Genomic DNA, 23133 nt, shown 5'->3' on the forward strand with positions numbered 1-23133 from the left:
CAACTAGCGCTCCTGGTTCTGGGGGCCGCCGAATCGGCTGTCGGGGGCCTGTCCGTTCGTGTCAGTTCCAGCAGTGCGCCCTTGCTGGACGCCACGCCGCAGATTACTCAACCTGCCGCGTACGTCCTCCGGTGCGCGGGAGACCTGTGGGCCGCCCTGCGGGGTCTGCGTGGCGGTACCCGGGACCAGGTTGGCCTGGGGCACCCGCCGTGGCAGGCCGGACGGGGTGACCCCGCCTGCCTTCGGCTCGCGGACCTGCTCGGCCCGCTGCCAGTGCTCGTCGTTGGTGGACCGCCAGCCGTCGGGATGCTCCTCGGCCGGGGGAGGGTTCTGGGGCTCGGGGGTCTCCTGAGCGGGCTGTTCCTGAGCCTCTTCCGGCTGCTCACCTGTGTGCCGTCGTGCGCGGCGGGGCAGTCCCGCGTCCGTCAGCGAAGGTGAGACTACGCTCTCCGCGGGCTGCCCGGGGAGCGGCGGAACGGATTCCGTTACCTGCGGTTCAGCTCCCGGCCAGTCGTCCTGAGCTGCCGGGTAGCCGGAGAACTCCGGCGCGTAGCCGTTCGCCCCGTACGACGGGTCGTACGCGCGTTCCGGCTCGTATCCGCCGTTCGGGTAAGGGCCCTGGGTGAAACCACCGTCGGTGTACGCCTGCGCCGGCTCGCCGTAGGAGGCGTCGGCGTAACCGGAGGTGTCGTACGAGGGGTTGAAGAAACCGTTCTGCTGGTCCTGTCCGTCGTACTGCTGCTCGAAGCCCTGCTGGTAGGCCTGCTGCTGGTAGTCGGGGTCGTAGCTCAGGTCCTGCGCGGCCGGCTCGTGGCGCTGCTGCGGCAGCTCTGCGGCGGCGGGCTCCTCCCCGCGGTCGGCCACCGCGGCCTCCAGCTGGGCGCGGCGCTCCTCGCGGAGCAGCGACCGGCCCACCGGGTCGAGCGAGCGCGGGTCGTCCGTCACAGGGCCGTTCTGGCCGTCCTGGCCCGGCTGCTCGTAGCGGGAGTCGTCGAAGCCGAGCTCGGCGGCGCTGCGGTGGTCCAGCAGCGGGCGCTGCGGCTGCTGCTCCACCACCGGCGGCAGCGGCTGCTCGGGCACGATCCGCGACACCGTGAAGTCGTCGTCCTCCGGCTCGAAGTCCTCGCCGCCGCCACCGTGCGTGATCGGCTCCGGGAGCATCACCAGGGACGTGGTGCCGGCCTGCTCGCCCGAGGGGCGCAACTGCACCCGGATGCCGTGCCGGTCCGACAGCCGGCCGACCACGAACAGGCCCATCCGCTTGGCGATCTCCACGTCCACCGTGGGCGGGTCGGCCAGCTTGTGGTTGATGTCCGCGAAGTCCTCGGCGGTCAGGCCGATGCCGCGGTCGTGGATCTCGACCATCACCCGGCCGTCCGGCAGCCGGGTCGCGGTCACCCGCACCTTGGTCTGCGGCGAGGAGAACGTGGTGGCGTTCTCCAGCAGCTCGGCGAGCAGGTGCACCAGGTCGGTGACCGCGCTGCCGTGGATGTCGGTCTCCGGGATGCCGACCAGCTCGATCCGGTCGTACGCCTCCACCTCGGAGGCGGCCGCGCGCAGCACGTCCACCAGCGGCACCGGCTGGTTCCACTGGCGGCCGGGCTCCTCGCCGGCGAGCACCAGCAGGTTCTCGCCGTTGCGCCGCATGCGGGTGGCGAGGTGGTCCATCTTGAAGAGGTGCTCCAGCTGGTCCGGGTCCGCCTCGTTGTTCTCCAGCTCGGTGATCAGGGTGAGCTGGCGCTGGATGAGGCCCTGGTTGCGCTGCGAGAGGTTGGTGAAGATCGCGTTGACGTTGCCCCGCAGCAGCGCCTGCTCGGCGGCGAGCCGGACCGCCTCGCGGTGCACCTGGTCGAAGGCGCGCGCGACCTCGCCGATCTCGTCGCGGGTGTTGATCGGGATCGGCGCGACCGTCGTGTCCACCCGGCCCGGGTCGGTCCTGGAGAGCTGGTCGACCAGGCTCGGCAGCCGGGTCTCGGCGATGTCGAAGGCGGCGCCGCGCAGCCGCCGCATGCTGCGGCTCATCGCGCGGGCCATCAGGCCGGCCACGATGAAGGCGATGATCAGCGCGAAGAGCACCACCGCCGAGTTGATCAGCGCGTCGCGCTTGGCGTGCGAGGCGATCGTGCCGGCGTCGTTCGATGCCTGGTCGGCGAGGGCGACCTCGACCGAGCGGTAGGCGTTGAAGGAGAGCGTCGCGGCGGCCATGTACGACTCGGCGGTGACGCCCTCGGCGCGCAGGCTCGCGGAGGTGGTCGCCGGGTTGGCGATGTCGCTGACCATCTTGGTCAGGTCGGGCGGCACCACGTACGCGGTGTGGCTGTCCTCGGCGTGCCGCTGGGCGGCGGTGATGAGCGCCTGGCCCTTCTGGGTCGCGTCGTCCTGCGCGGCCTTCAGCCGGCCGGCGTCCACCGCGGTGCCGCCGCCGCTGTACTCCTCCAGCGCGATGCCCTGGAGGTACTCGTAGGAGCCGAGCGAGGTCTTCTGCAGGGCCAGCTCGGTCGGCGAGGCGGGCTTCTCCACCAGGATGTGCGTGCCGATCGAGCGGGTCAGCGACTCCGCGGCCTTGGCGAGCGAGATCGCGTAGAGGGTACGGCCGTAGGCGGCGCCGTTGCTGGTGCCGAAGCCCAGCTCGTTGGCCAGCTCGGCCAGCGGGTGCTGGACCCTGACGTACCACTCCTCGGTCTGCACGCCGGACAGCTGCTTGGTGTACGCGGCCTGGCGCAGCGAGGCGAGCTGGGGCTCGACGGTGCGGAAGTTGGTGATGCGGCGCTTGAGGTCGGCCTCGTCCGGGATGTCCCGGGCGGCGGTGTCGAAGACCCGCGCGGCCGCGTCGGTGCGCGCGTAGGCGGCGCTGACGGTGGAGGCGTTGCGCTTCCCGGCGATCAGCGGAACCACCGTGACGTCCCGCTCGTCCTCGATGGCGTCGCTGTAGCTCGCGGCGGCCTTGACGAGGCTGGCGATCCGGACGGCGTCGTCGGCCTGGTGCCAGGTGTCGACCGAGCTCTTCACGCGGAATCCGCCGAAGACGAGGGCGACCAGCACCGGGATCAGGAGGATCGCGTTCAGCCGGGTGGCCACCCGCCAGTTGCGCATGCTGAAGCGGCCGCCCGGATCGACCGGCTCGGGGACGTCGGCGGCAACCGGGGCCGAGCGGAAGTCCGCGGGCCGTTCGGGCGGCGTGAAGTTCCCCCGCGGGCCCGGTGCGGTGCCCGCCTCTGCTCGCCTCGTGTTCCTCACTGGACCAACAACCTCTCGGCGACGGCGCGACGACGGCCGTTCCTACTCTTGGGTTCTGCGAATTCCAGCACGTCATGGGTGCACCAGCCAAACGTCCGGTACGGGGGAACCGGCGTCCGAACCGCAGAAGTAAAACCGGCATAAGCCTAAAGGAACCGCAAACCATATGACAGAGGTGCACGTGGTGACACCGGCTGAGTGCGGCCCGTGTTCACCCGGCGCCGAAACTCCCCCGAAATGTTATGAACACGGGGACCCGCCGTGTCGCACGACACAGCGGGTCCCCGTGGGAGTTCCGAGCGGCAACTTGCCGCAGGCAAAAGCTACTTGAGACGTGCCAGCAGCGCGTGCTCGACCAGCGTGATGAGCGCGCTCTTGGCCTCGCCGCGATGCCGGGCGTCGGTCGTGATGATCGGCGCCTCCGGGCCGATCTGCAGCGCCTCGCGCACCTCCTCCGGGCGGTACGGCTGGTGGCCGTCGAACCCGTTGAGCGCGATGACGAACGGCAGGCCGCTGTTCTCGAAGTAGTCCACCGCCGGGAAGCAGTCCGCCAGCCGGCGGGTGTCGACGAGCACCACCGCGCCGATGGCGCCGCGGACCAGGTCGTCCCACATGAACCAGAACCGGTCCTGCCCCGGCGTGCCGAACAGGTACAGGATCAGGTCGTCGTCGAGCGTGATGCGGCCGAAGTCCATGGCGACCGTGGTGGTCGTCTTGTCCTGGACGTGGCTCAGGTCGTCGATACCGGCCGACGCGGAGGTCATCACCGCCTCGGTGCGCAGCGGGTTGATCTCGGAGACGGCGCCCACGAACGTGGTCTTGCCCACGCCGAAGCCCCCCGCCACCACGATCTTCGCGGAGGTCGTGGACCGCACGGGTGGCGCACCGTACCCCTGCTGCGGCTGCGGCCTAGAGCTTCCGAAGTCCACTGAGCACCCTCTCAAGCAGTGTCACATCAGGCTGGCCGCCCGCCTCGCCGCTGCCCGGCTGGTGGATGGCGACCATGCCGGCCTCGGCGAGGTCGGCCACGAGAATCCGGGCCACACCGAGCGGAATGGCGAGCAGCGCGGATATCTCGGCCACCGACTTGATCTCGCGGGTCAGATGGCAGATCCGCTGGTGCTCCGGGAGGAGTCCCGCGTACTGCGACGGATCCGCGGTGGTGCTGACCAGCGCCTCGATGGCGAGCTGGTAGCGGGGCCGGGTGCGGCCACCTGTCATGGCGTACGGCCGCACCAGCGGCTGGTCGCCTTCCACCCCGTACGGCGCGTGGTGGGACGCGCCGTACGGGCCCGGCGAGGCGGGTGGCGGGGTCATGAGGGTCCTCCGTGTCCGGGCAGTGCATCGCTGGTGCGGGATAACGCGAACATACGGTGACTCGCTTCCGAGTCTCAGTGCATCAGGCTGCCCTGGAGCTCCGCACGGAGGTCCGGGGTCAGTACCGCCCCTGCTCGGTCGACGAGCAGGGCCATCTCATAGCCGACGAGGCCGATGTCGCACTCGGGGTGCGCGAGCACGGCCAGGGAGGAGCCGTCGGAGACGGACATCAGGAACAGGAAGCCACGCTCCATCTCCACCACGGTCTGGTTGACGCTGCCGCCCTCGAAGATCCGGGAGGCCCCCGCGGTCAGGGACGTCAGCCCGGACGCCACGGCCGCCAGCTGGTCGGCGCGGTCGCGCGGGAATCCGTCGGACATCGCGAGCAACAGGCCGTCGGCGGAGACCACCACGGTGTGGGACACCCCCGGGGTGTTGTCCACGAAGTTGGTGATCAACCAGTTCAGATTCTGTGCCGCCTGGCTCATCGCACTCAACTAGCGCTCCTGGTGGTTCGTGCCGAAGCCACGGCCGTCGGTGGTGCCGCCGGCTTGCCGGCCTTGCTGGATACCCCTGCGGAGGTTGGTCAGACGTCCGCGCACGTCGTCGGGGGCCCGGGAAACCTGCGGACCGCCCGTCGGCGCCTGCTGCTGGGCCGCGCCGCCCGGGACCAGGTTGGCCCGCGGCACCCGGCGCGGCAGACCCGAGGGGGTCACACCGCCCGCCGAGGGCTCGCGGACCTGCTCGGCCCGCTGCCGCAGCGCGTCGTTGGGGGAGGTGCGCCAGTTCGGCGTCTCCCGCGGAAGGGGCTGCGCGACCGGCGCGGCCGGAGCCGCAGCGGCCGTGGCCTGGGCGGCCTGGGCCGGCTGCGCGGACTGCGGCGCCGCCTGCTGGGGGACAGCGGCGGGACGCTGCCCACCGGGCCGGCCGCCTGCCGGCGGCCGCGGCGGCGCCGTACGGCCCACCGGGCGCGGCGCCGGCGCCTGCTGACCGCGTGCGCTCTGCTCCACGTGGATCTGCTGCATCCGCTCGGCCTGGCCGGTGCGGAACCAGTCGGACTCGATCGCCGCGAAGATCGGCGTCGGCTCGTCGCCCCGGGTCGGGGCCGGCGGCAGCGCCATCGGCTCGGCCGGCTGCGGCTGCGGCTGCTGGTGCTGCGGCGGCTGCTGCACGGGGAACTGGCCGGTGTGCTGCGGCTGTTGCGGCTGCTGCACCGGGTACTGGCCGGTGCTGCCGCCGTTCGCCCCCGGCAGCTGCTGCGCGCCGGTGTCGTACGGGTCGCCGGCGTTCGGCGCCCAGCCGGGCGAGCCCTGCGGGCCGCGGTGGCCCCGCTGCGGCAGGCCGGCGACGGGCCCGGGAGCGGGCTGCTGCGGAGCCCGGAACTCGCCGGTGTCCGACGGGGACGGGCCCTCGGCCCGCACCTGCGGGAACTGCGCGGTGTCGCCGGGTCCGCCGGGACCGCCCTGCACCGGGAACTGCCCGGTGCCGTACGGGTCCTGGGTCGGCCTGCGGCCCTGCTGCGGGTCCTGGCCGGGGTTCGGGGCCCAGCCGGGGTTGGCGCCCTGCTGACCCTGCTGGCCCTGGGGTCCGGGCCTGCCGGGACGGCCGCCGCCGGGCATGCCGGGCACCGGGAACTGGCCGGTGTCGCCGCCCTGCGCGGTCGGCGCGAAACCCTCGCGGACCGGCGGGAACTGCGTGGTGTCGCCGGGTCCGCCCGGGACCGGGAACTGCCCGGTGTCACCGGGGCCGGCCTGCCGCTGCGCCGGACCGGGCCTGCCGCCGAAGACGTCGGACCGGAAGCCGCCGGGGCCGGTGTTCTGCGGCTGCGGGGGCGGGAAGCCCTGGCCGCCGGGCCCGCCCGGCCGGCCCTGGCCCTGCTGCATCGGCTGCTGCTGGCCGGGAGCCTGCCGGCCGGGCATCTGCTGACCGGGCACCTGCTGACCGGGACCCTGCGGGCTGCCGTGCCGTCCCTGGCCCGGCTGACCCCCCTGGCCGGGCTGGCCGACCTGTCCCGGCTGGCCGGGCTGACCGTGCCGGCCGCCCTGGCCCTGGCCGGGACCCTGGCCCTGGTCGAAGGGTGCGAACTGCGCGGAGGCCGCCTCGACGTCCTCATGGCCGCGCGGGGCGTCCGCCCGCTCGTCGGGGAACCCGCCCTGCTGGCCGCCGTCCTGCGCCCCCCAGCGCGGGCCGCCGGGGCCGCCCTGCTGCGGAGCGCCGGGGCCGCCCTGGCCGGGACGGCCGGCGCCCGCGCCTAGCGCGGGGCGCGCCGCGCCGCCGCCGACCTGGCCGCGCTGCGGGGTGGAGGGGACGCGGGGGGCGTTGCCGAAGGCGCCGGCAATGCCGCTGGTCGGGGCGGCCGGCGCGGCGCGGTCGGCCTGCGGCCTCGCGCCGGCGGGGCCGGTCGCCTTCTGGTTCGCGCCGCCCTGCGTGACGTCCACCGGGAGCATGACCAGCGCGGTGGTGCCGCCGGAGTCCGAGGGGCGCAGCTGGATGCGGATGCCGTGCCGCAGCGAGAGGCGGCCGACCACGAACAGGCCCATGCGGCGGGAGACCGAGACGTCCACGGTCGGCGGGCTGGCCAGCCGCTCGTTGATGTCGGCGAGGTCCTCGGGGGACAGGCCGATGCCGGTGTCGTGGATCTCGATCAGCACCCGGCCGTCCGGCAGCGAGTGACCGGTGACGCGCACCTTGGTCTGCGGCGAGGAGAACGAGGTGGCGTTCTCCAGCAGCTCGGCGAGCAGGTGGACGAGGTCGTTGACGATGCGGCCGGTGACCTCGGCCGTCGGCACGGAGGTCAGCTCGATCCGCTCGTACTGCTCCACCTCGGAGGCCGCGGCGCGCAGCACGTCGACCAGCGGGACCGGGCGGGTCCACCGGCGGCCCGGCTCCTCACCGGCGAGGACCAGCAGGTTCTCACCGTTGCGGCGCATGCGGGTGGCGAGGTGGTCGAGCTTGAAGAGCGAGGAGAGCTGGTCCGGGTCGGCCTCGCGGGACTCCAGTTCAGAGATCAGCGACAGCTGGCGCTGGATGAGGCCCTGGCTGCGCCGGGAGAGGTTGGTGAACATCGCGTTGACGTTGCCTCGCAGCAGCGCCTGCTCGGCCGCCAGCCGGACCGCCTCGCTGTGGACCTCGTCGAAGGCGCGGGCGACCTGCCCGATCTCGTCGCGGCTGTTGATGCCGATCGACTCGACCGAGGTGTCGACGTCCTGCGGGTCGGTGTCGGACAGCTGGCGGACCAGCTCGGGCAGCCGCTTCTGGGCGACGTCCTGGGCGGTCTGCTGCAGCCGGCGCAGCGAGCGGATCATCGAGCGGGCCACCACGAACGCGCCGACCACGGCGACGCCGAGCACCAGCAGGATGATCGCGCCGGAGATCAGCGCCTCCTGCTTGGCCTCGCTCTGCAGCTTCAGGGCGCGCTGCTGCATCTCGTTGAGCAGCGACTGCTCGATCTGGTTCATCGCGTTGATCTTGGTCTTCGCGGCATCGTCCCAGTCCAGGTACGACTGGTGGATCTTGGTGATGCCCTCGGGAGACTTGGCGATGCGGTCCAGGTCGGAGTTGTACGCGCTGATCGTCTCGCTGCCGCCCTCGATCGGCGCCAGCAGCTCGCCGGCCTTCGACTTGCCGTAGATGGCCTCGAAGCGGTCCAGCTGGGTGTGCCCGGTGCCGTTGGCCCAGGACACGGTCTGGAAGTCGTTCGACGACAGCTGGCCGCCGCTGGCGTACGCGGCGCTGACCACGGCGCGCTGGATCGACTCGTACTCCTTGGCGGAGGAGAAGGCGGCGAGCGCGCGGGTCGCCTGGATCATCTCGTGGTTGTTCGTCGCCTGCGCCATGTCCTGGGACAGCGAGAGCAGGGACTGGATGAGGCTGTCGTACTGCTCGACGGTCTGCGAGATGCCGGCCTTGTCGCTGTAGGCGGCGCTGCGCAGGGTGTCGAGGGTGCCGAGCTGCTGGCCGATGGAGACCAGGCTCTGGCGGACGCCGCTGTAGACCGGGTCGTCGTTCTTGACGTTGTCCGTGGCCGTTTTGTAGAGCGTGTTCTCCTGGTCGGTCCGCTCGCGGGTGGAGACGATCGCGTCGTTGTTCGGCTGGTGCGCCTCGAGCGGGCCGGCCGAGCTGTCGCGCTCCTCCTGGAGCGCGGTGGCCAGGGCCGTCGCGTGCTCGGTGATGTCGGTCAGCGTCTTCATGTGCTCGAGCTGGTGCATGTTGTCCAGCGAGCTCTGGATGCGCAGACCGCCGAGCGCGCCGGCGGTGACCACCGGCAGGGCGAGCAGGGAGACGAGTCTGGTGCTGATGCGCCAGTTGCGCATGGCTATTCGGGGGCCGGGCTTGCCGTCGAGGCCGGTGATCTTGCCCGCCTCGATGCCGCTGGGCGTGCTCGTCCGTCCGGTGGCCGCGGTGGTCCCCGGCGTGGCGGTCCCGGAGTCTGCCGCAGCGTGGCCGGAACCGTTGCCAGTCCCGCCGGGCTGCTGCTCCGGGTCACCCGCAGCGCCGCTGTCCCTCTTGAAACGTCCCTGCACTAGCGTCGCAACCTCTGGACCAGGCGTCCCCCGCTCTGCAGCGGAAGGGACGGTGTCGAGTCATGGGGGCTCAGGCCGCCCCGGATCTCGAGGAGGCCGATGTGCCCTTCGCCACCGCTCGGTGCTCGTGCGCGCCCCCTGCGCGCCGGCTCGATGTGATGCGGCGGTCCGGGGAATTCCAGCACAGTGCTGGATCTCCCAACAAGGCCCGTAGCCGACCTGTTGGAATGTGTCACTCGACGCATCGAGCCAAGTACACAGCGTCGAGTGAAGAAATGGTGAAACCGGGCGGAATCGGATAGGTGGGGCGAGTGCCACCTGCCGGGCTGGTGGGTGCGGTCGGGGGGCAAGATGGGCCGAACGTCCCGATGTGCGTCCGATGTCGGATTTCGCGCACCCCTGATTATGTCCGGAATGGGAGATCCGTTACTCACTTCGTGAGCAAAATCACAACGGGTCGGATGTCTGGCCCGCGCGCGGCGGGGAATGGGTCGCACTAGCCTTGCGGTTGACAAAAACGGCAATGTGTCAACCACCGCGCCCGTCGCCGGGCGCCCCGAACCCCGAGGTCCCGACGGCAGATGAAGACCACCCTGATGTTCCGTCAGATCGCCAACCCGCGCCGCACCACCCTCGCGCACCTGGCCGACGCGAGCGAGCTGACCGCCGCGCGGATCCCCGCGGACGGCGGCACGGACGCCGCGGCCGTCGCCGAGGCGCTCCCGCAGCGGACCGCCAACCCCCGCCGTACGGTACTCACCGAGCTGCCCCAGGCTCCCGTCGCCCCCTGACGCCTGCCCCGCGAGGGGGACGGCACACCGCGCCGGACACCGCCTAGGCTGGCCGCATGCGCATCGCCAGGTTCTCCATCGACGGCAACGTCGCCTTCGGCGCGGTCGAGGGCGACCCCACGGGTCCCGACAGCCACGAGGGCCTCGTCCTCGACATCATCAAGGGCATCCCCTTCGCGGACTTCGAGCTCTCCGGCACCAAGGTGCCGCTGGACAAGGTGCGGCTGCTGCCGCCGGTCCTGCCCAACAAGGTGGTGGCCATCGGCCGCAACTACGCCGAGCACGCCGCCGAGCTGGGCAACGAGGTGCCGGACACGCCCTGGGCCTTCTTCAAGCCGTCCACCTCGGTGATCGGTCCCGGCGACCCGATCGTCTACCCGTCCTTCTCCCGCGAGGTCCACCACGAGGCCGAACTGGCCGTGGTCATCGGCCGGCTGTGCCGCGAGGTGCCGCGCGAGCGGGTCAAGGACGTCATCCTCGGCTACACCTGCGCCAACGACGTGACCGCGCGCGACACCCAGCGCAGCGAGAAGCAGTGGGCCAGGGCCAAGGGCTTCGACTCCTCCTGCCCGCTCGGCCCCTGGATCGAGACCGGCCTCGACCTCGCGGCCGCCTCCGACCTGGCGATCACCGCGACCGTCAACGGCGAGCTGCGGCAGGCCGGGCGCACCAGCCAGATGGTCAACTCCATCGAGGACCTGATCGTCAACATCACCGAGGCGATGACGCTGCTGCCCGGCGACGTGCTGCTCACCGGCACCCCGGCCGGCGTCGGCCCGCTCCAGCCGGGCGACGAGGTGGCGGTGACCGTCGAGGGCGTCGGCACCCTCACCAACAAGGTCGTCGCCCGCGCCTGAGCCACCGGTGCGCCCTACCCTCGGATCATGGGGATTCGGGCGGTGGTGTGGGACGTCGACGACACGATCTTCGACCACGCGGGGGCCGACCGGGCCGGACTGCGCAGTCACCTGGACCACGAGGGCCTGCCCGACGGATGCGAGTCCGTCGAGCGGGCCCTCGGTCTGTGGGAGGAGGTCGCCACCCGGCACTGGGCGCGGTTCGCCGCGGGGGAGTGCGACTTCGAGGGGCAGCGCAGGGACCGGGTGCGGGAGTTCACCGGCGTCCCGTACGGCGACGAGCAGGCCGACGCGTGGTTCGCCCGGCACGTGGTGCACTACGAGGCCGCCTGGTCGCTCTTCCCCGACACCGTGCCCGCGCTGGACGTGCTGGCCGGCGGCTACCGGCACGCGGTGCTGTCGAACTCCGCCTTCGCCCACCAGGACCGCAAGCTGCGCGCCCTCGGCGTGCGGGACCGCTTCGAGGTGCTGCTGTGCGCGGCCGAGCTGGGCGTGTCCAAGCCGGAGGCGGCCGCCTTCCACGCGGTGTGCGAGGCGATGGGGCTGGCGCCCGCCGAGGTGGCCTACGTGGGCAACGAGCCGGACATCGACGCCCGCGGCGCCGCCGGGGCGGGCCTGTTCGGCATCTGGCTGGACCGGCGGGACACCGGCGGCCGGCCGGACCTGACAAGGATCACCGGGCTCGCGCAACTGCCCGGCGTCCTGCGTGGGGATACCCGTTTTGGAGCGCCGACGCGCATCGGGTAATGTTCTTCCTGCGCCGCCGGAGCGGGCCGAAAGGCCGGCCGGTGATCGCAAGCCGAACGAAGCCCCCCACGGGGGGTTGAGTTTTGGTGGGGTATGGTGTAATTGGCAGCACGACTGATTCTGGTTCAGTTAGTCTAGGTTCGAGTCCTGGTACCCCAGCAGCACTTCAGCAGTGCAAGCCCCCGTTGTGTAGCGGCCTAGCACGCTGCCCTCTCAAGGCAGTAGCGCCGGTTCGAATCCGGTCGGGGGTACAGATCCTTTCATTCCGCACCTCCCGGGTCGCACCCGGTCGGTACGACGCGAGGATCGCCAGGGCCCCCGTTGTGTAGCGGCCTAGCACGCCGCCCTCTCAAGGCGGTAGCGCCGGTTCGAATCCGGTCGGGGGTACCACACGCAGCACCACGAAGCCCGTCGCGGACCGCGACGGGCTTTTCGCATGCGCGGTGCGCGTTATGCCCGCACGCGGTCGTGGGGCATGAGGCGAGAGGCGTACGGGACGGGTCCCGCGGGTGTGTGCCGCCCCGCCCTCGCGGGCGGGGCGCGGTCCTCAGCCGCCGCTGCGGCGCAGCGCCTCGCTGAGGCGGCCGGCGGCGTCCACCACGGCCTGGGCGTGCATCCGGCCGGGGTGGCGGGTCAGCCGCTCGATCGGACCTGACACCGAGACGGCGGCGACCACCCGGTTCGACGGGCCGCGCACCGGCGCCGAGACCGACGCGACACCCGGCTCGCGCTCGCCGATCGACTGCGCCCAGCCGCGGCGCCGTACGCCCGACAGCGCGGTGGCGGTGAAGCGCGCGCCCTGCAGCCCGCGGTGCAGCCGCTCCGGCTCCTCCCAGGCCATCAGCACCTGGGCGGCGGAACCGGCCTTCATCGGCAGCGTGGAGCCGACCGGCACGGTGTCCCGCAGTCCGGACAGGCGTTCCGCCGCCGCGACGCAGATCCGCATGTCGCCCTGGCGGCGGTAGAGCTGGGCGCTCTCGCCGGTCACGTCCCGCAGATGCGTCAGCACCGGGCCCGCGGTCGCCAGCAGCCGGTCCTCGCCGGCCGCCGCGGCCAGCTCGGACAGGCGCGGGCCCAGGATGAAGCGGCCCTGCATGTCGCGGGCCACCATGCGATGGTGTTCGAGCGCGACCGCGAGCCGGTGCGCGGTGGGGCGGGCCAGGCCGGTGGCGCCGACGAGCCCGGCCAGGGTGGCCGGGCCGGACTCCAGAGCGCTGAGCACCAGAGCCGCCTTGTCGAGAACGCCGACGCCGCTAGAGTTGTCCATGAAACGATACTCGCGTCTCAGAGTGTGAAACGCAAGTTCAAATTCCCGCAGAACCCGGCACGCTGGAAGCACAGCGCAGGACAACCAACCAATCAGCTCGCGAGGACGCGGGCCGGAGGGACAGCGATGGGTAGGACACTCGCGGAAAAAGTCTGGGACGACCATGTCGTCCGCCGCGCCGAGGGCGAGCCCGATCTGCTCTTCATCGATCTCCACCTGCTCCACGAGGTGACCAGCCCCCAGGCGTTCGACGGGCTGCGGATGAACGGCAGGCCGGTGCGCCGCACCGACCTCACCATCGCCACCGAGGACCACAACACCCCGACCCTCGACATCGACAAGCCGATCGCCGACCCGGTCTCGCGCACCCAGCTGGAGACGCTGCGCAAGAACTGCGCCGAGTTCGGCGTCCGGCTGCACCCGCTGGGCGACGTCGAGCAGGGCGTCGTCCACGTGGTGGGACCGCAGCTGGGCCTGACCCAGCCGGGCACCACGGTGGTCTGCGGCGACTCCCACACCTCGACCCACGGCGCTTTCGGCGCGCTGGCGTTCGGCATCGGCACCTCGCAGGTCGAGCACGTGCTGGCCACCCAGACGCTGCCGCTGGCGCCGTTCAGGACGATGGCGATCACCGTCGACGGCGAACTGCCCGGTGGTGTCACCGCCAAGGACCTGATCCTCGCCGTCATCACGAAGATCGGCACCGGCGGCGGCCAGGGCTATGTCATCGAGTACCGCGGCTCGGCCATCGAGAAGCTGTCGATGGAATCGCGCATGACCATCTGCAACATGTCGATCGAGGCGGGCGCCAGGGCGGGCATGATCGCCCCGGACCAGACCACGTTCGACTACCTGGAGGGCCGCCCGCACGCCCCGCAGGGCGAGGACTGGGACACCGCGGTCGCGTACTGGAAGACGCTGCGCACCGACGACGACGCGGTCTTCGACCACGAGGTGCGCATCGACGCGGCCTCCCTCGCGCCGTTCGTCACCTGGGGCACCAACCCCGGCCAGGGCGCTCCGCTGAGCGCGTCGGTGCCCGACCCCGCGTCCTTCGCCGACCCCAGCGACCGGCTGGCCGCCGAGAAGGCGCTGGAGTACATGGGCCTGACCGCCGGCCAGCCGCTGCGCGAGGTCGCCGTCGACACCGTCTTCGTCGGCTCCTGCACCAACGGCCGGATCGAGGACCTGCGCGCCGCCGCCTCCGTGGTGCGGGGCCGCCAGGTCGCCGACGGCGTACGGATGCTGGTGGTGCCCGGCTCGGTACGGGTCGCGCTGCAGGCCGTCGAGGAGGGGCTGGACAAGGTGTTCACCGCGGCCGGCGCCGAATGGCGGCACGCGGGTTGCTCGATGTGCCTGGGTATGAACCCGGACCAACTCGCCCCCGGCGAGCGCTCCGCGTCCACCTCCAACCGCAACTTCGAGGGACGGCAGGGCAAGGGCGGCCGCACCCACCTGGTCTCGCCCCAGGTCGCCGCCGCCACCGCGGTCGTGGGCCGGCTCGCGTCGCCCGCCGACCTGACCGACGCCACCGGCGCCGCGACCCTGCAGGGAGTCTGAGCCATGGAAGCCTTCACCACACACACCGGCCGGGCCGTGCCGCTGCGCCGCGGCAACGTCGACACCGACCAGATCATCCCCGCGCACTGGCTGAAGAAGGTCACCCGCAACGGCTTCGAGGACGGCCTGTTCGAGGCCTGGCGCAAGGACGAGACCTTCGTCCTCAACGCCCCCGAGCGCGCGGGCGCCACCGTCCTGGTGGCAGGACCGGACTTCGGCACCGGCTCCTCGCGCGAGCACGCCGTGTGGGCGCTGCAGAACTACGGCTTCCAGGCCGTGATCTCCTCGCGGTTCGCCGACATCTTCCGCGGCAACTCGCTGAAGAACGGCCTGCTCACCGTGGTGCTGCCGCAGGAGACGGTCGAGCGGCTGTGGAAGCTCACCGAGGCCGACCCGACCGCGGAGATCACCGTGGACCTGGTCGCCCGCGAGGTGCGCGCCGAAGCCCCCGACGGACCGCTGACCGCGCCGTTCGAGCTGGACGACAACGCCCGCTGGCGGCTGCTGGAAGGGTTGGACGACATCAGCCTGACGCTTGCCAACGAGGCCGACATCTCGGCCTTCGAGGCACTGAGGCCGTCCTTCAAGCCGACCACCGTGCAGGTCTGACCGGTACCGGCGCGCCGGTCCGCGGCCGCGGACCGTCACTCTCCGCCAACGCCCCCCGTTCGCTTCCCGCCCCGCGCGGGAGGAGGACGGGGGGCGTTCGCATGCGTCCCGGCAGGTGCGGGGGACTCCCCGAAGCCTTCCGGAGAGCCCGCCGCCGGCCCCCCGCGACACCCGGTTGGCCCTGTCGCCCCCGACAACTCGCCGCAGATGGCACAATCGACGCATGGAACGCGACGGCCAACTCGAGCTCTACGGGGTTCTCGCCGCGCGTCTGAAGCAGGCGCACACACGTGTGGCGAATGCCGAAGTCCCTGATGGGACACGGCGGGAGTTGAGTCGGCGGTTGCTCGCGGTGACCGCCGTCGCCAAGCACGATCTCGCCGACGCGGTACGGCGTCTGGACGTGTTAACGGCTGAGTTGGACGGCCTCGGAATCCCCGATCACTGATCGCCGACACCTCCGAGTTCGTTGCGGCACAAGGGTGATTCGCCCGTTTCGTATTTGATTTGCGGTATATATCCGCCTAGCGTGCGAAATCAGCCCGCACTCATTCGCCGGGCAAAGTTCCGAAGGGGAAGACGTGAACAAGGCGCAGCTCGTAGAAGCGATTGCCGACAAGGTAGGCGGCCGGCAGAACGCCGCGGACGCGGTGGACGCGGTTCTCGACGCGATCGTTCGCGCCGTGGTCGCGGGCGACCGGGTCTCGGTCACCGGATTCGGTTCGTTCGAGAAGGTCGAGCGTCCGGCCCGTTACGCCCGCAACCCCCAGACCGGGGAGCGGGTCCGGGTGAAGAAGACCTCCGTGCCGCGGTTCCGCGCCGGACAGGGCTTCAAGGACCTGGTCAGCGGGACGAAGAAGCTTCCCCGCGGCGGCGAGGTCTCCGTCAAGAAGGCCCCCAAGGGCAGCCTGAGCGGTGGCGCCTCCACCACGGCGCGGACCACCATGAAGAAGGCCGCGGCGAAGAAGGCCACCACCGCCAAGACCGCGGCCGCGAAGAAGACCACCACGGCGAAGAAGACCACGGCGAAGAAGACCACCGCCGCCAAGACGTCGACGGCGAAGAAGACGACGGCCAAGAAGGCCACCGCCAAGAAGACCGCCGCCAAGAAGGCCCCGGCGAAGAAGGCCACCGCCAAGAAGGCGCCGGCCAAGCGAGCCACCCGCAAGACGGCCGCGAAGCGCACCGCCGCCAGGTGATACCCCGCAGTACCCCCGCAGTACCGCGACGGGCCGGGCCCCCTCAGGGGAACCCGGCCCGCGCCACGTTCAGGCCCCGGGGTCCGGATACGTCTGCAGCGTCACGAACACCACGCGCCGGGCGTCCCCCGACCCCTCGGTGCGGATCCGCACCCGCTGCCCCGGCCGCAGCAGCCGCAGGCCCCCCGCGTCGAACGCCGGCGCGTCGAACGGCAGCGGCGTCCCGTCGTCGAGCAGCACGCTGCCCGCGCGGGTGTCGGGATCGAAGGTGAACGAGGTCGCCTGCATCCGCCCAGCCTAGTTGCTCCGTCCGCGGAGGCCGGGTGCGCCGACCGCACGGGCCCGCCGGCGCGCGCCGCCCCGCTGCCCCGCCGCGGTCGCCCGGGTGCGACCGGGCCGAGGGCGGCGCTCCGCCGTGCGGCGCGACCCACCGGGCGCCGCCGGGAAACGCACGGCGGTCCCTCCCTGGCGGGCCCTACCCGCAGGCGATCCGCCGGAGCGGGCCGCCCGCGGCCGACGGGTCGGCGAAGAGCGCGGCGGTGCGCGGGCCCACGCCCAGCGCCAGCGCGGCGCGCAGGTCGTCAGGGGTGTCGACATCCTGCCGGACGCCTTCCACCGCGGGCAGCAGGATCTCGCGGGCGCCCGAGGCCAGATGGCGGGCCCGCGACAGGCCGCCGAAGGCGGGGCGCAGGGCGACGCCGGGACGCGCGGCGAGCAAGGTTGTCCCCAGGCCCGCCGCATCGGCCAGGAACGCCCGCTCCGGCGCCCGCAGGGCCTCGTCGAGCACCTCGGCAAGCTGCGCCGGCCGCAAGGCCGGGAGATCGCCGTTCAACGCCGCGACCGCAGAGCGCGGCCGCCGCAGCCCGACCTGCCCGGCGCCGTGCCGCAGCGCTGCGTTGAGCCCCGCGCCAGGCGCGTCGGGCACGACATGCGCCCCCAGCGCACCCAGTTCCGCCCCCGCCAGCGGATCGTCCGTGACCACCGTCACGTCCCGCACCCGCGCGCAGGCCAGCGCCGCGGCCACGGTGTCCGCCGCGAACGCCAGCGCCAGCGCGGGCCGCGCCCCGCCCGCCGCCTCGGCCAGCCTGCTCTTCGCCACCGCCAGCGGCTTCAGCGGCACCACCAGGGACCAGCCCCGCCCCGTCACATCCACGTCCCACATTGTGCCGGGCGCCGCCGACAGCCGGCCGGTGCGGCCCGCCCGGCGCTGCCGTGCGGGCCGAAGTGGCAGAGGTGCCCCGCTGCAAGCTCAGGCCTGGCGTTAGTCTCTGGTAGCCGCGATGCTGAGCGGCAGCGCCGTCGCAACCAAGAGGAGTCCGCGTGTCCCGCCGCAGAATCGGTTTCTGGTACCGCCTGGCGGCCGTCATCGCGAAGCCGCCGCTCATTGCCCTGTTCAAGCGGGACTGGCGCGGAATGGAGAACATTCCGGAGGACGGCGGATTCATCACGGCGGTGAACCACAACTCGCACGTCGACCCGTTCGCCTATGCGCATTTCCAGTACAACACCGGGCGGGTCCCGCGCTTCCTGGCCAAGGCGGGACTGTTCACCCCGTTCCTGGTCGGTTCCTTCATGCGCGGCACCGGACAGATCCCGGTCTTCCGGGCCACCGCCGACGCCGCGGCCGCCTTCCGCGCCGCCGTCGAGGCGGTCAACAAGGGCGAGTGCGTGGTGTTCTACCCCGAGGGCACCCTGACCAGGGACCCCGACCTGTGGCCGATGGTCTCCAAGACCGGCGTGGCCCGCGTCGCCATGCTCACCAAGGCCCCGGTCATCCCGATCGCCCAGTGGGGCGCCAACGAACTGCTGCCGCCGTACGCGAAGAAGCCCAGCCTCTTCCCGCGCAAGACGCACCGGGTGCTCGTCGGGCCGCCCGTCGACCTCAGCGCCTACTACGGCCGCGAACCCACCGCCGAGGTACTGCGCGAGGCCACCGACACCATCATGGAGGCGGTGAAGCAGCTGCTCGCGGAGGTGCGCGGCGAACCCGCGCCGCCCGGCCTCTACGACCCGCGCAAGGCGAAGCAGGCGGCGAGGCAGGCGGCAGAGCCGGCGACCGGGCAGGCCGCCGGCGGGGAAGAGGGCGGCGCGTGACCGCCCGCTGCGCGGTCTACGGCACCGGCTCGTGGGGCACCGCCTTCGCCGCGGTCCTCGCCGACGCCGGCTGCGAGGTGTCGCTGTGGGGCCGCAGGCCCGAACTGGTCGCCGCGATCAACGCCGACCGCCGCAACCCCGACTACTTCCCCGAACTCGAACTGCCCGCCGCGGTCACCGCCACCGCGGACCCCGCGCAGGCCGCCGAGGGAGCGGAGTTCGTCATCCTCGCGGTGCCCTCCCAGTCGCTGCGCGCGAACCTCGCGGCCTGGGCGCCGCTGCTGGACCCCGAGGCGGTGCTGGTCAGCCTGATGAAGGGCGTCGAACTGGGCACCGCCAAGCGGATGAGCGAGGTCGTCGAGGACATCACCAAGGCCGGCCCCGAGCGCATCGCGGTGCTCTCCGGCCCCAACCTGGCCGCCGAGATCGCCGCCCGGCAGCCCGCCGCGGCCGTCGTCGCCTGCGCCGACGAGGCCGTCGCCCGCCGGTTCCAGACCGCCTGCCACACCCGTTACTTCCGCCCGTACACCAACACCGACGTGGTCGGCTGCGAGCTGGGCGGCGCGGTGAAGAACGTGATCGCGCTCGCCGTCGGCATCGCCGGCGGCATGGGCCTGGGCGACAACACCAAGGCGTCGCTGATCACCCGCGGGCTGGCCGAGACCACCCGGCTGGGACTGGCCATGGGCGCCGACGCGCACACCTTCGCGGGCCTGGCCGGCATGGGCGACCTGGTCGCCACCTGTTCCTCCCCGCTGTCCCGGAACAACACCTTCGGCCGCAACCTCGGCCGCGGCATGAGCCTGGCCGAGACCATCGCGGTCACCAGCCAGACCGCCGAGGGCGTCAAGTCCTGCGAGTCGGTGGCCGATCTGGCACGCAGGCACGGCGTCGACATGCCGATCACCGAGACCGTGGTGGACATCGTGCACAACGGCAAACCACCGGTGGTGGCGCTCAAGGAGTTGATGTCACGTTCCGCGAAGCCGGAACGGTAAGGTCAACGCGATATGAGCCACGTGCAGAAGTTCGACCGCAAACCGCGCGTCGCCGTCGTCTTCGGCGGCCGCAGCTCCGAGCACGGCGTGTCCGTGGTGACCGCGGCCAGCGTGCTGCGGGCCATCGACCGCGACAAGTACGACGTGCTGCCGATCGGCATCACCAGCGAAGGGCGCTGGGCGCTCACCGCCGACGCCCCCGAGCGGATGGCCATCGCGGACCGCCGGATGCCCACCGTCGAGCAGGTCACCGACCACGAGGGCGCCGTGGTGCTGCCCGTCGACCCGGCCAGCCGCGAGGTCGTCTACACCGAGGCCGGCGCGGTGCCCAAGGCGCTCGGCGAGGTCGACGTCGTCTTCCCGCTGCTGCACGGCCCGTACGGGGAGGACGGCACCCTCCAGGGCCTGCTGGAGCTGTCCGGGGTGCCCTACGTCGGCGCCGGCGTGCTGGCCTCGGCGGTCGGTATGGACAAGGAGTACATGAAGCGGGTCTTCACCTCCTTCGGGCTGGCCGTCGGCCCGTACACGGTGATCCGCCCCCGCGAGTGGGAGCAGCAGCAGGCCGCCGCGCGCGACCGTGTGCTGGCCTTCGCCGCCGAGCACGGCTGGCCGCTGTTCGTGAAGCCCGCACGGGCCGGCTCCTCCTTCGGCATCAGCAAGGTCGAGGGGCCGCAGGACCTGGACGCGGCGATCGCGCAGGCCCGCAGGCACGACCCCAAGGTGATCGTGGAGGCGCTGCTGCGCGGCCGCGAGATCGAGTGCGGCGTGCTGGAGTTCGACGACGGCCCGCGCGCCTCGGTGCCCGCGGAGATCCCGCCGACCACCACCCACGACTTCTACGACTTCGAGGCGAAGTACATCGACTCCGCCGAGGGCATCGTGCCCGCGCCGCTGACCGCGGAGCAGACCGCGCAGGTGCGGCGGCTCGCGGTCGCCGCCTTCGAGGCGGCGTCCTGCGAGGGCCTGGTCCGCGCCGACTTCTTCCTGCTGGACAGCGGTGAGTTCGTGATCAACGAGATCAACACCATGCCCGGCTTCACGCCCATCTCGATGTACCCGCGGATGTGGCAGGAGAGCGGCGTCGACTACGCGGAACTGGTCGACCTGCTCATCCAGGCGGCGCTGCGCCGCTCCACCGGGCTGCGCTGACCCACCGGGCCGCGCCGCTCCCCCCGGCCGCGGCCGGGTCAGATGCCCTCGGGGATCGTCTTCTTGACGGCGCCGGCGAGATCGGTCAGCGGACCGAGATCGCCGGCGTACTTCCTGGGCAGCGTCACCTCGACGTACGCCTTGCGCAGCGTCGTGGTCAGCCGGAACGAGCCGCCGGACTCCTGCTCGATCGACCAGCCGACGCCGTTGACGTCCACGCCGTCCGCCTCCGGGCTCGCGTCCACCGGCGGCCGCGGCACCCCGCAGCGCAGCACGATCGACGGATTCCCCCACCCGGCCGTCAGGTCGGAGCGCGGCTTGAGATCATGCCGGGGGAGGCCGGAGACCGTCTTCGGCAGCCGTGCGTGCAGCGCGGCGCAGTAGCCGGCCACCCGTGCGTCAGGAACCGGCACGGCGACCGATTCGTCCGTACCGGACGGAGACGCGTAGACCGCCGCCGCGGACAGGCATGCGACGGCGGACACGGCGATCAGCGCGACCCGGCGACGAATCATCACCGGGCGAGCATAGTGGGGGACTAGATATGCACGACCGGGCAGGTCAGGGTTCTGGTGATGCCGTCCACCTGCTGGACCTTGGCGACCACCATGCGGCCGAGTTCGTCGACCGTGTCGGCCTGGGCCCGGACGATGACGTCATAGGGACCTGTGACGTCCTCGGCCTGGATGACTCCGTCGATCTTGGAGATCACCTCCGCTACTGCCGAGGCCTTGCCGACCTCGGTCTGGATCAGGATGTACGCCTGTACCACGGAACCTCCAGGGCGGCTTCGAGGATCATGTGGGAAGGGGGACGCCACGTTATCGCGTCGTCGCGCACAGCGGGGAGACCCGCGCGGTACCCGGCCCCCGTATTTGACGTGAAACGCGCAGGGAAAGCGAAGGGGACGACCATATGAAGGGGACTGTGGGCGAGCTGGGGGAGTTCGGGCTCATCAGGGAACTGACCTCCCGCCTCACCTCGACCCCCGCGGTGCAGCTGGGCCCCGGCGACGACGCGGCCGTGGTCGCCGCGCCGGACCGCCGGGTGGTGGCGACCACCGACATCCTGCTGGAGAACCGGCACTTCCGCCGCGACTGGTCCACCGCCTACGACGTCGGCCGCAAGGCCGCCGCGCAGAACCTCGCCGACATCGCCGCCATGGGCGCGGTGCCCACCGCCGTGCTGCTCGGCCTGGTGGTGCCGGCCGAACTGCCCGCCACCTGGCCGGTCGAGCTGATGGACGGCATCCGCGACGAGTGCCAGGTGGCCGGCGCCGCCGTGGTCGGCGGCGACGTGGTGCGCGGCGACACCATCACCGTCGCCGTCACCGCCCTGGGTGACCTGCGCAACCGGCCCGCCGTCACCCGATCGGGAGGCCGCGCGGGCAACATCGTCGCCGTCACCGGCTGGCTCGGCTGGTCCGCGGCCGGATTCGCCGTGCTCTCCCGCGGGTTCCGCTCCCCGCGCGCCTTCGTCGAGGCGCACCGCAGGCCCGAGCCGCCCTACCACGCCGGGCCGGCCGCGGCCGGGCTGGGCGCCACCGCGATGACCGACGTCAGCGACGGCCTGGTCGCCGACCTCGGCCACATCGCCGCCGCCAGCGGCATCGACATCGACCTGCGCTCGGCCGACATCGACGTGCCCGCCCAGATGACCGACATCGGGCAGGCCGTGGGCGTCGACCCCCTGCACTGGGTGCTGACCGGCGGCGAGGACCACGCGATCGTGGCGCTCTTCCCGCGCGACGTGAAACTGCCCGCCCGCTGGCGGGTGATCGGCGAGGCCACCGCGCCGGCCGGCCGCGCCCCGCAGGTCACCGTGGACGGCGCCCCCTGGGACAAGGCGCCCGGCTGGGACCACTTCGGCGCCGACCCGCAGCCGTGACCGGGCCCGCCGTGACCGCCCCGGCCCGGGTGCTGACCGTCGCCGGGTCGGACTCCGGCGGCGGGGCCGGCGTGCAGGCCGACCTCAAGACGATGCTGGCGCTCGGCGTGCACGGCATGAGCGTGCTCACCGCGGTCACCGCGCAGAACTCCCTCGGCGTGACCGGGGCCTGGGAGCTGCCCGCGGAGGCGGTCCGCGCGCAGTTCCGCGCGGTCGTCGACGACATCGGGGTGCAGGCCGTCAAGACCGGCATGCTCTCCTCGGCGGCCCTCACCGCCACCGTCGCCGACCTGCTCACCGGGCTCGGCGTGCCGGTGGTGGTCGACCCGGTCGGCGTCTCCAAGCACGGCGACGCGCTGCTCGCCGAGGACGCCGCCGGCACCGTGCGGACCCGGCTGCTGCCGCTGGCCACCGTCGCCACCCCGAACCTCGACGAGGTGGCGCTGCTCACCGGCGTCGTCGTGCGCGACGAGGACGGCATGCGGGCCGCCGCGGAGGCGGTGCTCGGCTGCGGGCCGCGCTGGGCGCTGATCAAGGGCGGCCACCTGCCCGGCGGCGCCGAGGCGGTCGACCTGCTCTCCGACGGGGTGCGCGAGCACTGGTACCGGGCGCCGCGGCACGGCAACCGCCACACCCACGGCACCGGCTGCACCCTGGCCAGCGCGATCGCCTCCCACCTGGCGCTCGGCCGCGAGGTGCCGGAGGCCGTCGGGCTGGCCAAGGACTACGTCACCGGCGCCCTCGCGCACGGCTTCCCGCTCGGCGCCGGGATCGGCCCGGTCGACCACGGCTGGCGGTCGCGCGCCACGCGCTGAGCCCGGCAGGGTGCACCGGGTGCACCGGGTGCACCGGGTTACGCGGAGGCACGCGGAAAAGCCGACCCACCGTGAGGTGGATC

At 72.5% G+C, this 23133-nt stretch carries 22 protein-coding genes and 3 tRNA genes; 15 read left to right on the forward strand and 10 right to left on the reverse strand.

Annotation, left to right across the window (positions count from 1 at the left end):
- Positions 1–3 precede the first annotated feature (3 nt).
- The 5 genes from V2S66_RS02365 to V2S66_RS02385 form a co-directional block, all read right to left on the reverse strand.
- Complete coding sequence (locus V2S66_RS02365; RefSeq protein WP_413966261.1) at positions 4–3237, reverse strand: sensor histidine kinase; 3234 nt, start codon at positions 3235–3237, stop codon at positions 4–6.
- 323 nt (positions 3238–3560) lie between these two features.
- Positions 3561–4166, reverse strand: a complete 606-nt coding sequence (locus V2S66_RS02370) for a GTP-binding protein (RefSeq protein ID WP_413966262.1) — start codon at positions 4164–4166, stop codon at positions 3561–3563.
- Entirely contained in the window at positions 4147–4554 is a 408-nt protein-coding gene (locus V2S66_RS02375; protein WP_330792683.1) for a DUF742 domain-containing protein, read from the reverse strand. Before V2S66_RS02375 ends, V2S66_RS02370 begins: the two co-directional genes overlap by 20 nt.
- Before the next feature lie 74 nt (positions 4555–4628).
- Entirely contained in the window at positions 4629–5042 is a 414-nt protein-coding gene (locus V2S66_RS02380; protein ID WP_093737125.1) for a roadblock/LC7 domain-containing protein, read from the reverse strand.
- Positions 5043–5051: 9 nt separating this feature from the next.
- Positions 5052–9077, reverse strand: coding sequence for a sensor histidine kinase (locus V2S66_RS02385; RefSeq protein ID WP_330792684.1), 4026 nt, complete (start codon positions 9075–9077; stop codon positions 5052–5054).
- A gap of 581 nt (positions 9078–9658) precedes the next feature.
- Between V2S66_RS02385 and V2S66_RS02390 the strand changes: the two genes are divergently transcribed.
- The 6 genes from V2S66_RS02390 (at position 9659) to V2S66_RS02415 (ending at position 11862) form a co-directional block, all read left to right on the forward strand.
- Entirely contained in the window at positions 9659–9868 is a 210-nt protein-coding gene (locus tag V2S66_RS02390; RefSeq protein WP_330792685.1) for a hypothetical protein, read from the forward strand.
- A gap of 56 nt (positions 9869–9924) precedes the next feature.
- Entirely contained in the window at positions 9925–10725 is an 801-nt protein-coding gene (locus V2S66_RS02395) for a fumarylacetoacetate hydrolase family protein (RefSeq protein WP_330792686.1), read from the forward strand.
- 27 nt (positions 10726–10752) lie between these two features.
- Positions 10753–11472, forward strand: a complete 720-nt coding sequence (locus tag V2S66_RS02400) for an HAD family hydrolase (RefSeq protein WP_330792687.1) — start codon at positions 10753–10755, stop codon at positions 11470–11472.
- Between the two features lie 87 nt (positions 11473–11559).
- Positions 11560–11631, forward strand: a tRNA-Gln gene (locus V2S66_RS02405).
- A 19-nt stretch (positions 11632–11650) separates the two neighbouring features.
- Positions 11651–11723: transfer RNA gene (locus V2S66_RS02410), tRNA-Glu, on the forward strand.
- A 63-nt stretch (positions 11724–11786) separates the two neighbouring features.
- A tRNA-Glu gene (locus V2S66_RS02415) sits at positions 11787–11862 on the forward strand.
- A gap of 157 nt (positions 11863–12019) precedes the next feature.
- Here the strand turns inward: V2S66_RS02415 and ndgR are convergent.
- Entirely contained in the window at positions 12020–12739 is a 720-nt protein-coding gene (gene ndgR, locus V2S66_RS02420; RefSeq protein WP_330792688.1) for an IclR family transcriptional regulator NdgR, read from the reverse strand.
- A 126-nt stretch (positions 12740–12865) separates the two neighbouring features.
- Here ndgR and leuC point away from each other — a divergent pair, with 126 nt between their 5' ends.
- From leuC to V2S66_RS02440, 4 genes are all read left to right on the forward strand, one after another.
- Complete coding sequence (leuC, locus tag V2S66_RS02425) at positions 12866–14299, forward strand: 3-isopropylmalate dehydratase large subunit (protein WP_330792689.1); 1434 nt, start codon at positions 12866–12868, stop codon at positions 14297–14299.
- Positions 14300–14302: 3 nt separating this feature from the next.
- The gene (leuD, locus tag V2S66_RS02430; RefSeq protein WP_330792690.1) at positions 14303–14908 is read left to right on the forward strand and encodes a 3-isopropylmalate dehydratase small subunit; all 606 of its coding nucleotides are present in this window, start codon (positions 14303–14305) and stop codon (positions 14906–14908) included.
- A 223-nt stretch (positions 14909–15131) separates the two neighbouring features.
- Positions 15132–15356 carry an SCO5555 family protein gene (locus V2S66_RS02435; RefSeq protein ID WP_330792691.1) on the forward strand — a complete coding sequence of 75 codons (225 nt, stop codon included), beginning with the start codon at positions 15132–15134 and terminating at the stop codon, positions 15354–15356.
- A gap of 133 nt (positions 15357–15489) precedes the next feature.
- A complete protein-coding gene (locus tag V2S66_RS02440; protein ID WP_330792692.1) occupies positions 15490–16107 on the forward strand; it encodes an HU family DNA-binding protein in 618 nt (205 codons plus the stop codon).
- Positions 16108–16176: 69 nt separating this feature from the next.
- Here V2S66_RS02440 and V2S66_RS02445 read toward each other — a convergent pair whose 3' ends face one another.
- Positions 16177–16395, reverse strand: coding sequence for a hypothetical protein (locus tag V2S66_RS02445; protein ID WP_330792693.1), 219 nt, complete (start codon positions 16393–16395; stop codon positions 16177–16179).
- 187 nt (positions 16396–16582) lie between these two features.
- Positions 16583–17260 carry a 2-phospho-L-lactate guanylyltransferase gene (gene cofC / locus V2S66_RS02450; protein WP_330792694.1) on the reverse strand — a complete coding sequence of 226 codons (678 nt, stop codon included), beginning with the start codon at positions 17258–17260 and terminating at the stop codon, positions 16583–16585.
- Between the two features lie 167 nt (positions 17261–17427).
- On the opposite strand from cofC, the gene V2S66_RS02455 reads away from it, so the two are divergent.
- From V2S66_RS02455 to V2S66_RS02465, 3 genes are read left to right on the forward strand one after another with little or no spacing between them, the layout of a single operon-like run.
- A complete protein-coding gene (locus V2S66_RS02455; protein WP_330792695.1) occupies positions 17428–18201 on the forward strand; it encodes a lysophospholipid acyltransferase family protein in 774 nt (257 codons plus the stop codon).
- Positions 18198–19199: an NAD(P)H-dependent glycerol-3-phosphate dehydrogenase gene (locus V2S66_RS02460; protein ID WP_330792696.1), complete on the forward strand. Its 1002-nt coding sequence runs from the start codon at positions 18198–18200 to the stop codon at positions 19197–19199. Before V2S66_RS02455 ends, V2S66_RS02460 begins: the two co-directional genes overlap by 4 nt.
- 12 nt (positions 19200–19211) lie before the next feature.
- Entirely contained in the window at positions 19212–20348 is a 1137-nt protein-coding gene (locus tag V2S66_RS02465) for a D-alanine--D-alanine ligase family protein (RefSeq protein WP_330792697.1), read from the forward strand.
- Between the two features lie 38 nt (positions 20349–20386).
- Here V2S66_RS02465 and V2S66_RS02470 read toward each other — a convergent pair whose 3' ends face one another.
- Together V2S66_RS02470 and V2S66_RS02475 are read right to left on the reverse strand one after the other, a co-directional pair.
- Entirely contained in the window at positions 20387–20863 is a 477-nt protein-coding gene (locus tag V2S66_RS02470; RefSeq protein ID WP_330792828.1) for a DUF3515 domain-containing protein, read from the reverse strand.
- 23 nt (positions 20864–20886) lie between these two features.
- Positions 20887–21120: an Lrp/AsnC family transcriptional regulator gene (locus tag V2S66_RS02475; protein ID WP_033173093.1), complete on the reverse strand. Its 234-nt coding sequence runs from the start codon at positions 21118–21120 to the stop codon at positions 20887–20889.
- Between the two features lie 143 nt (positions 21121–21263).
- On the opposite strand from V2S66_RS02475, the gene V2S66_RS02480 reads away from it, so the two are divergent.
- Complete coding sequence (locus tag V2S66_RS02480) at positions 21264–22235, forward strand: thiamine-phosphate kinase (protein ID WP_330792698.1); 972 nt, start codon at positions 21264–21266, stop codon at positions 22233–22235.
- 11 nt (positions 22236–22246) lie between these two features.
- Positions 22247–23050, forward strand: coding sequence for a bifunctional hydroxymethylpyrimidine kinase/phosphomethylpyrimidine kinase (gene thiD / locus V2S66_RS02485; RefSeq protein WP_330792699.1), 804 nt, complete (start codon positions 22247–22249; stop codon positions 23048–23050).
- Positions 23051–23133: the final 83 nt, after the last annotated feature.

This window comes from Actinacidiphila polyblastidii, from assembly GCF_036353415.1.
GTDB classification, from domain to species: domain Bacteria; phylum Actinomycetota; class Actinomycetes; order Streptomycetales; family Streptomycetaceae; genus Actinacidiphila; species Actinacidiphila polyblastidii.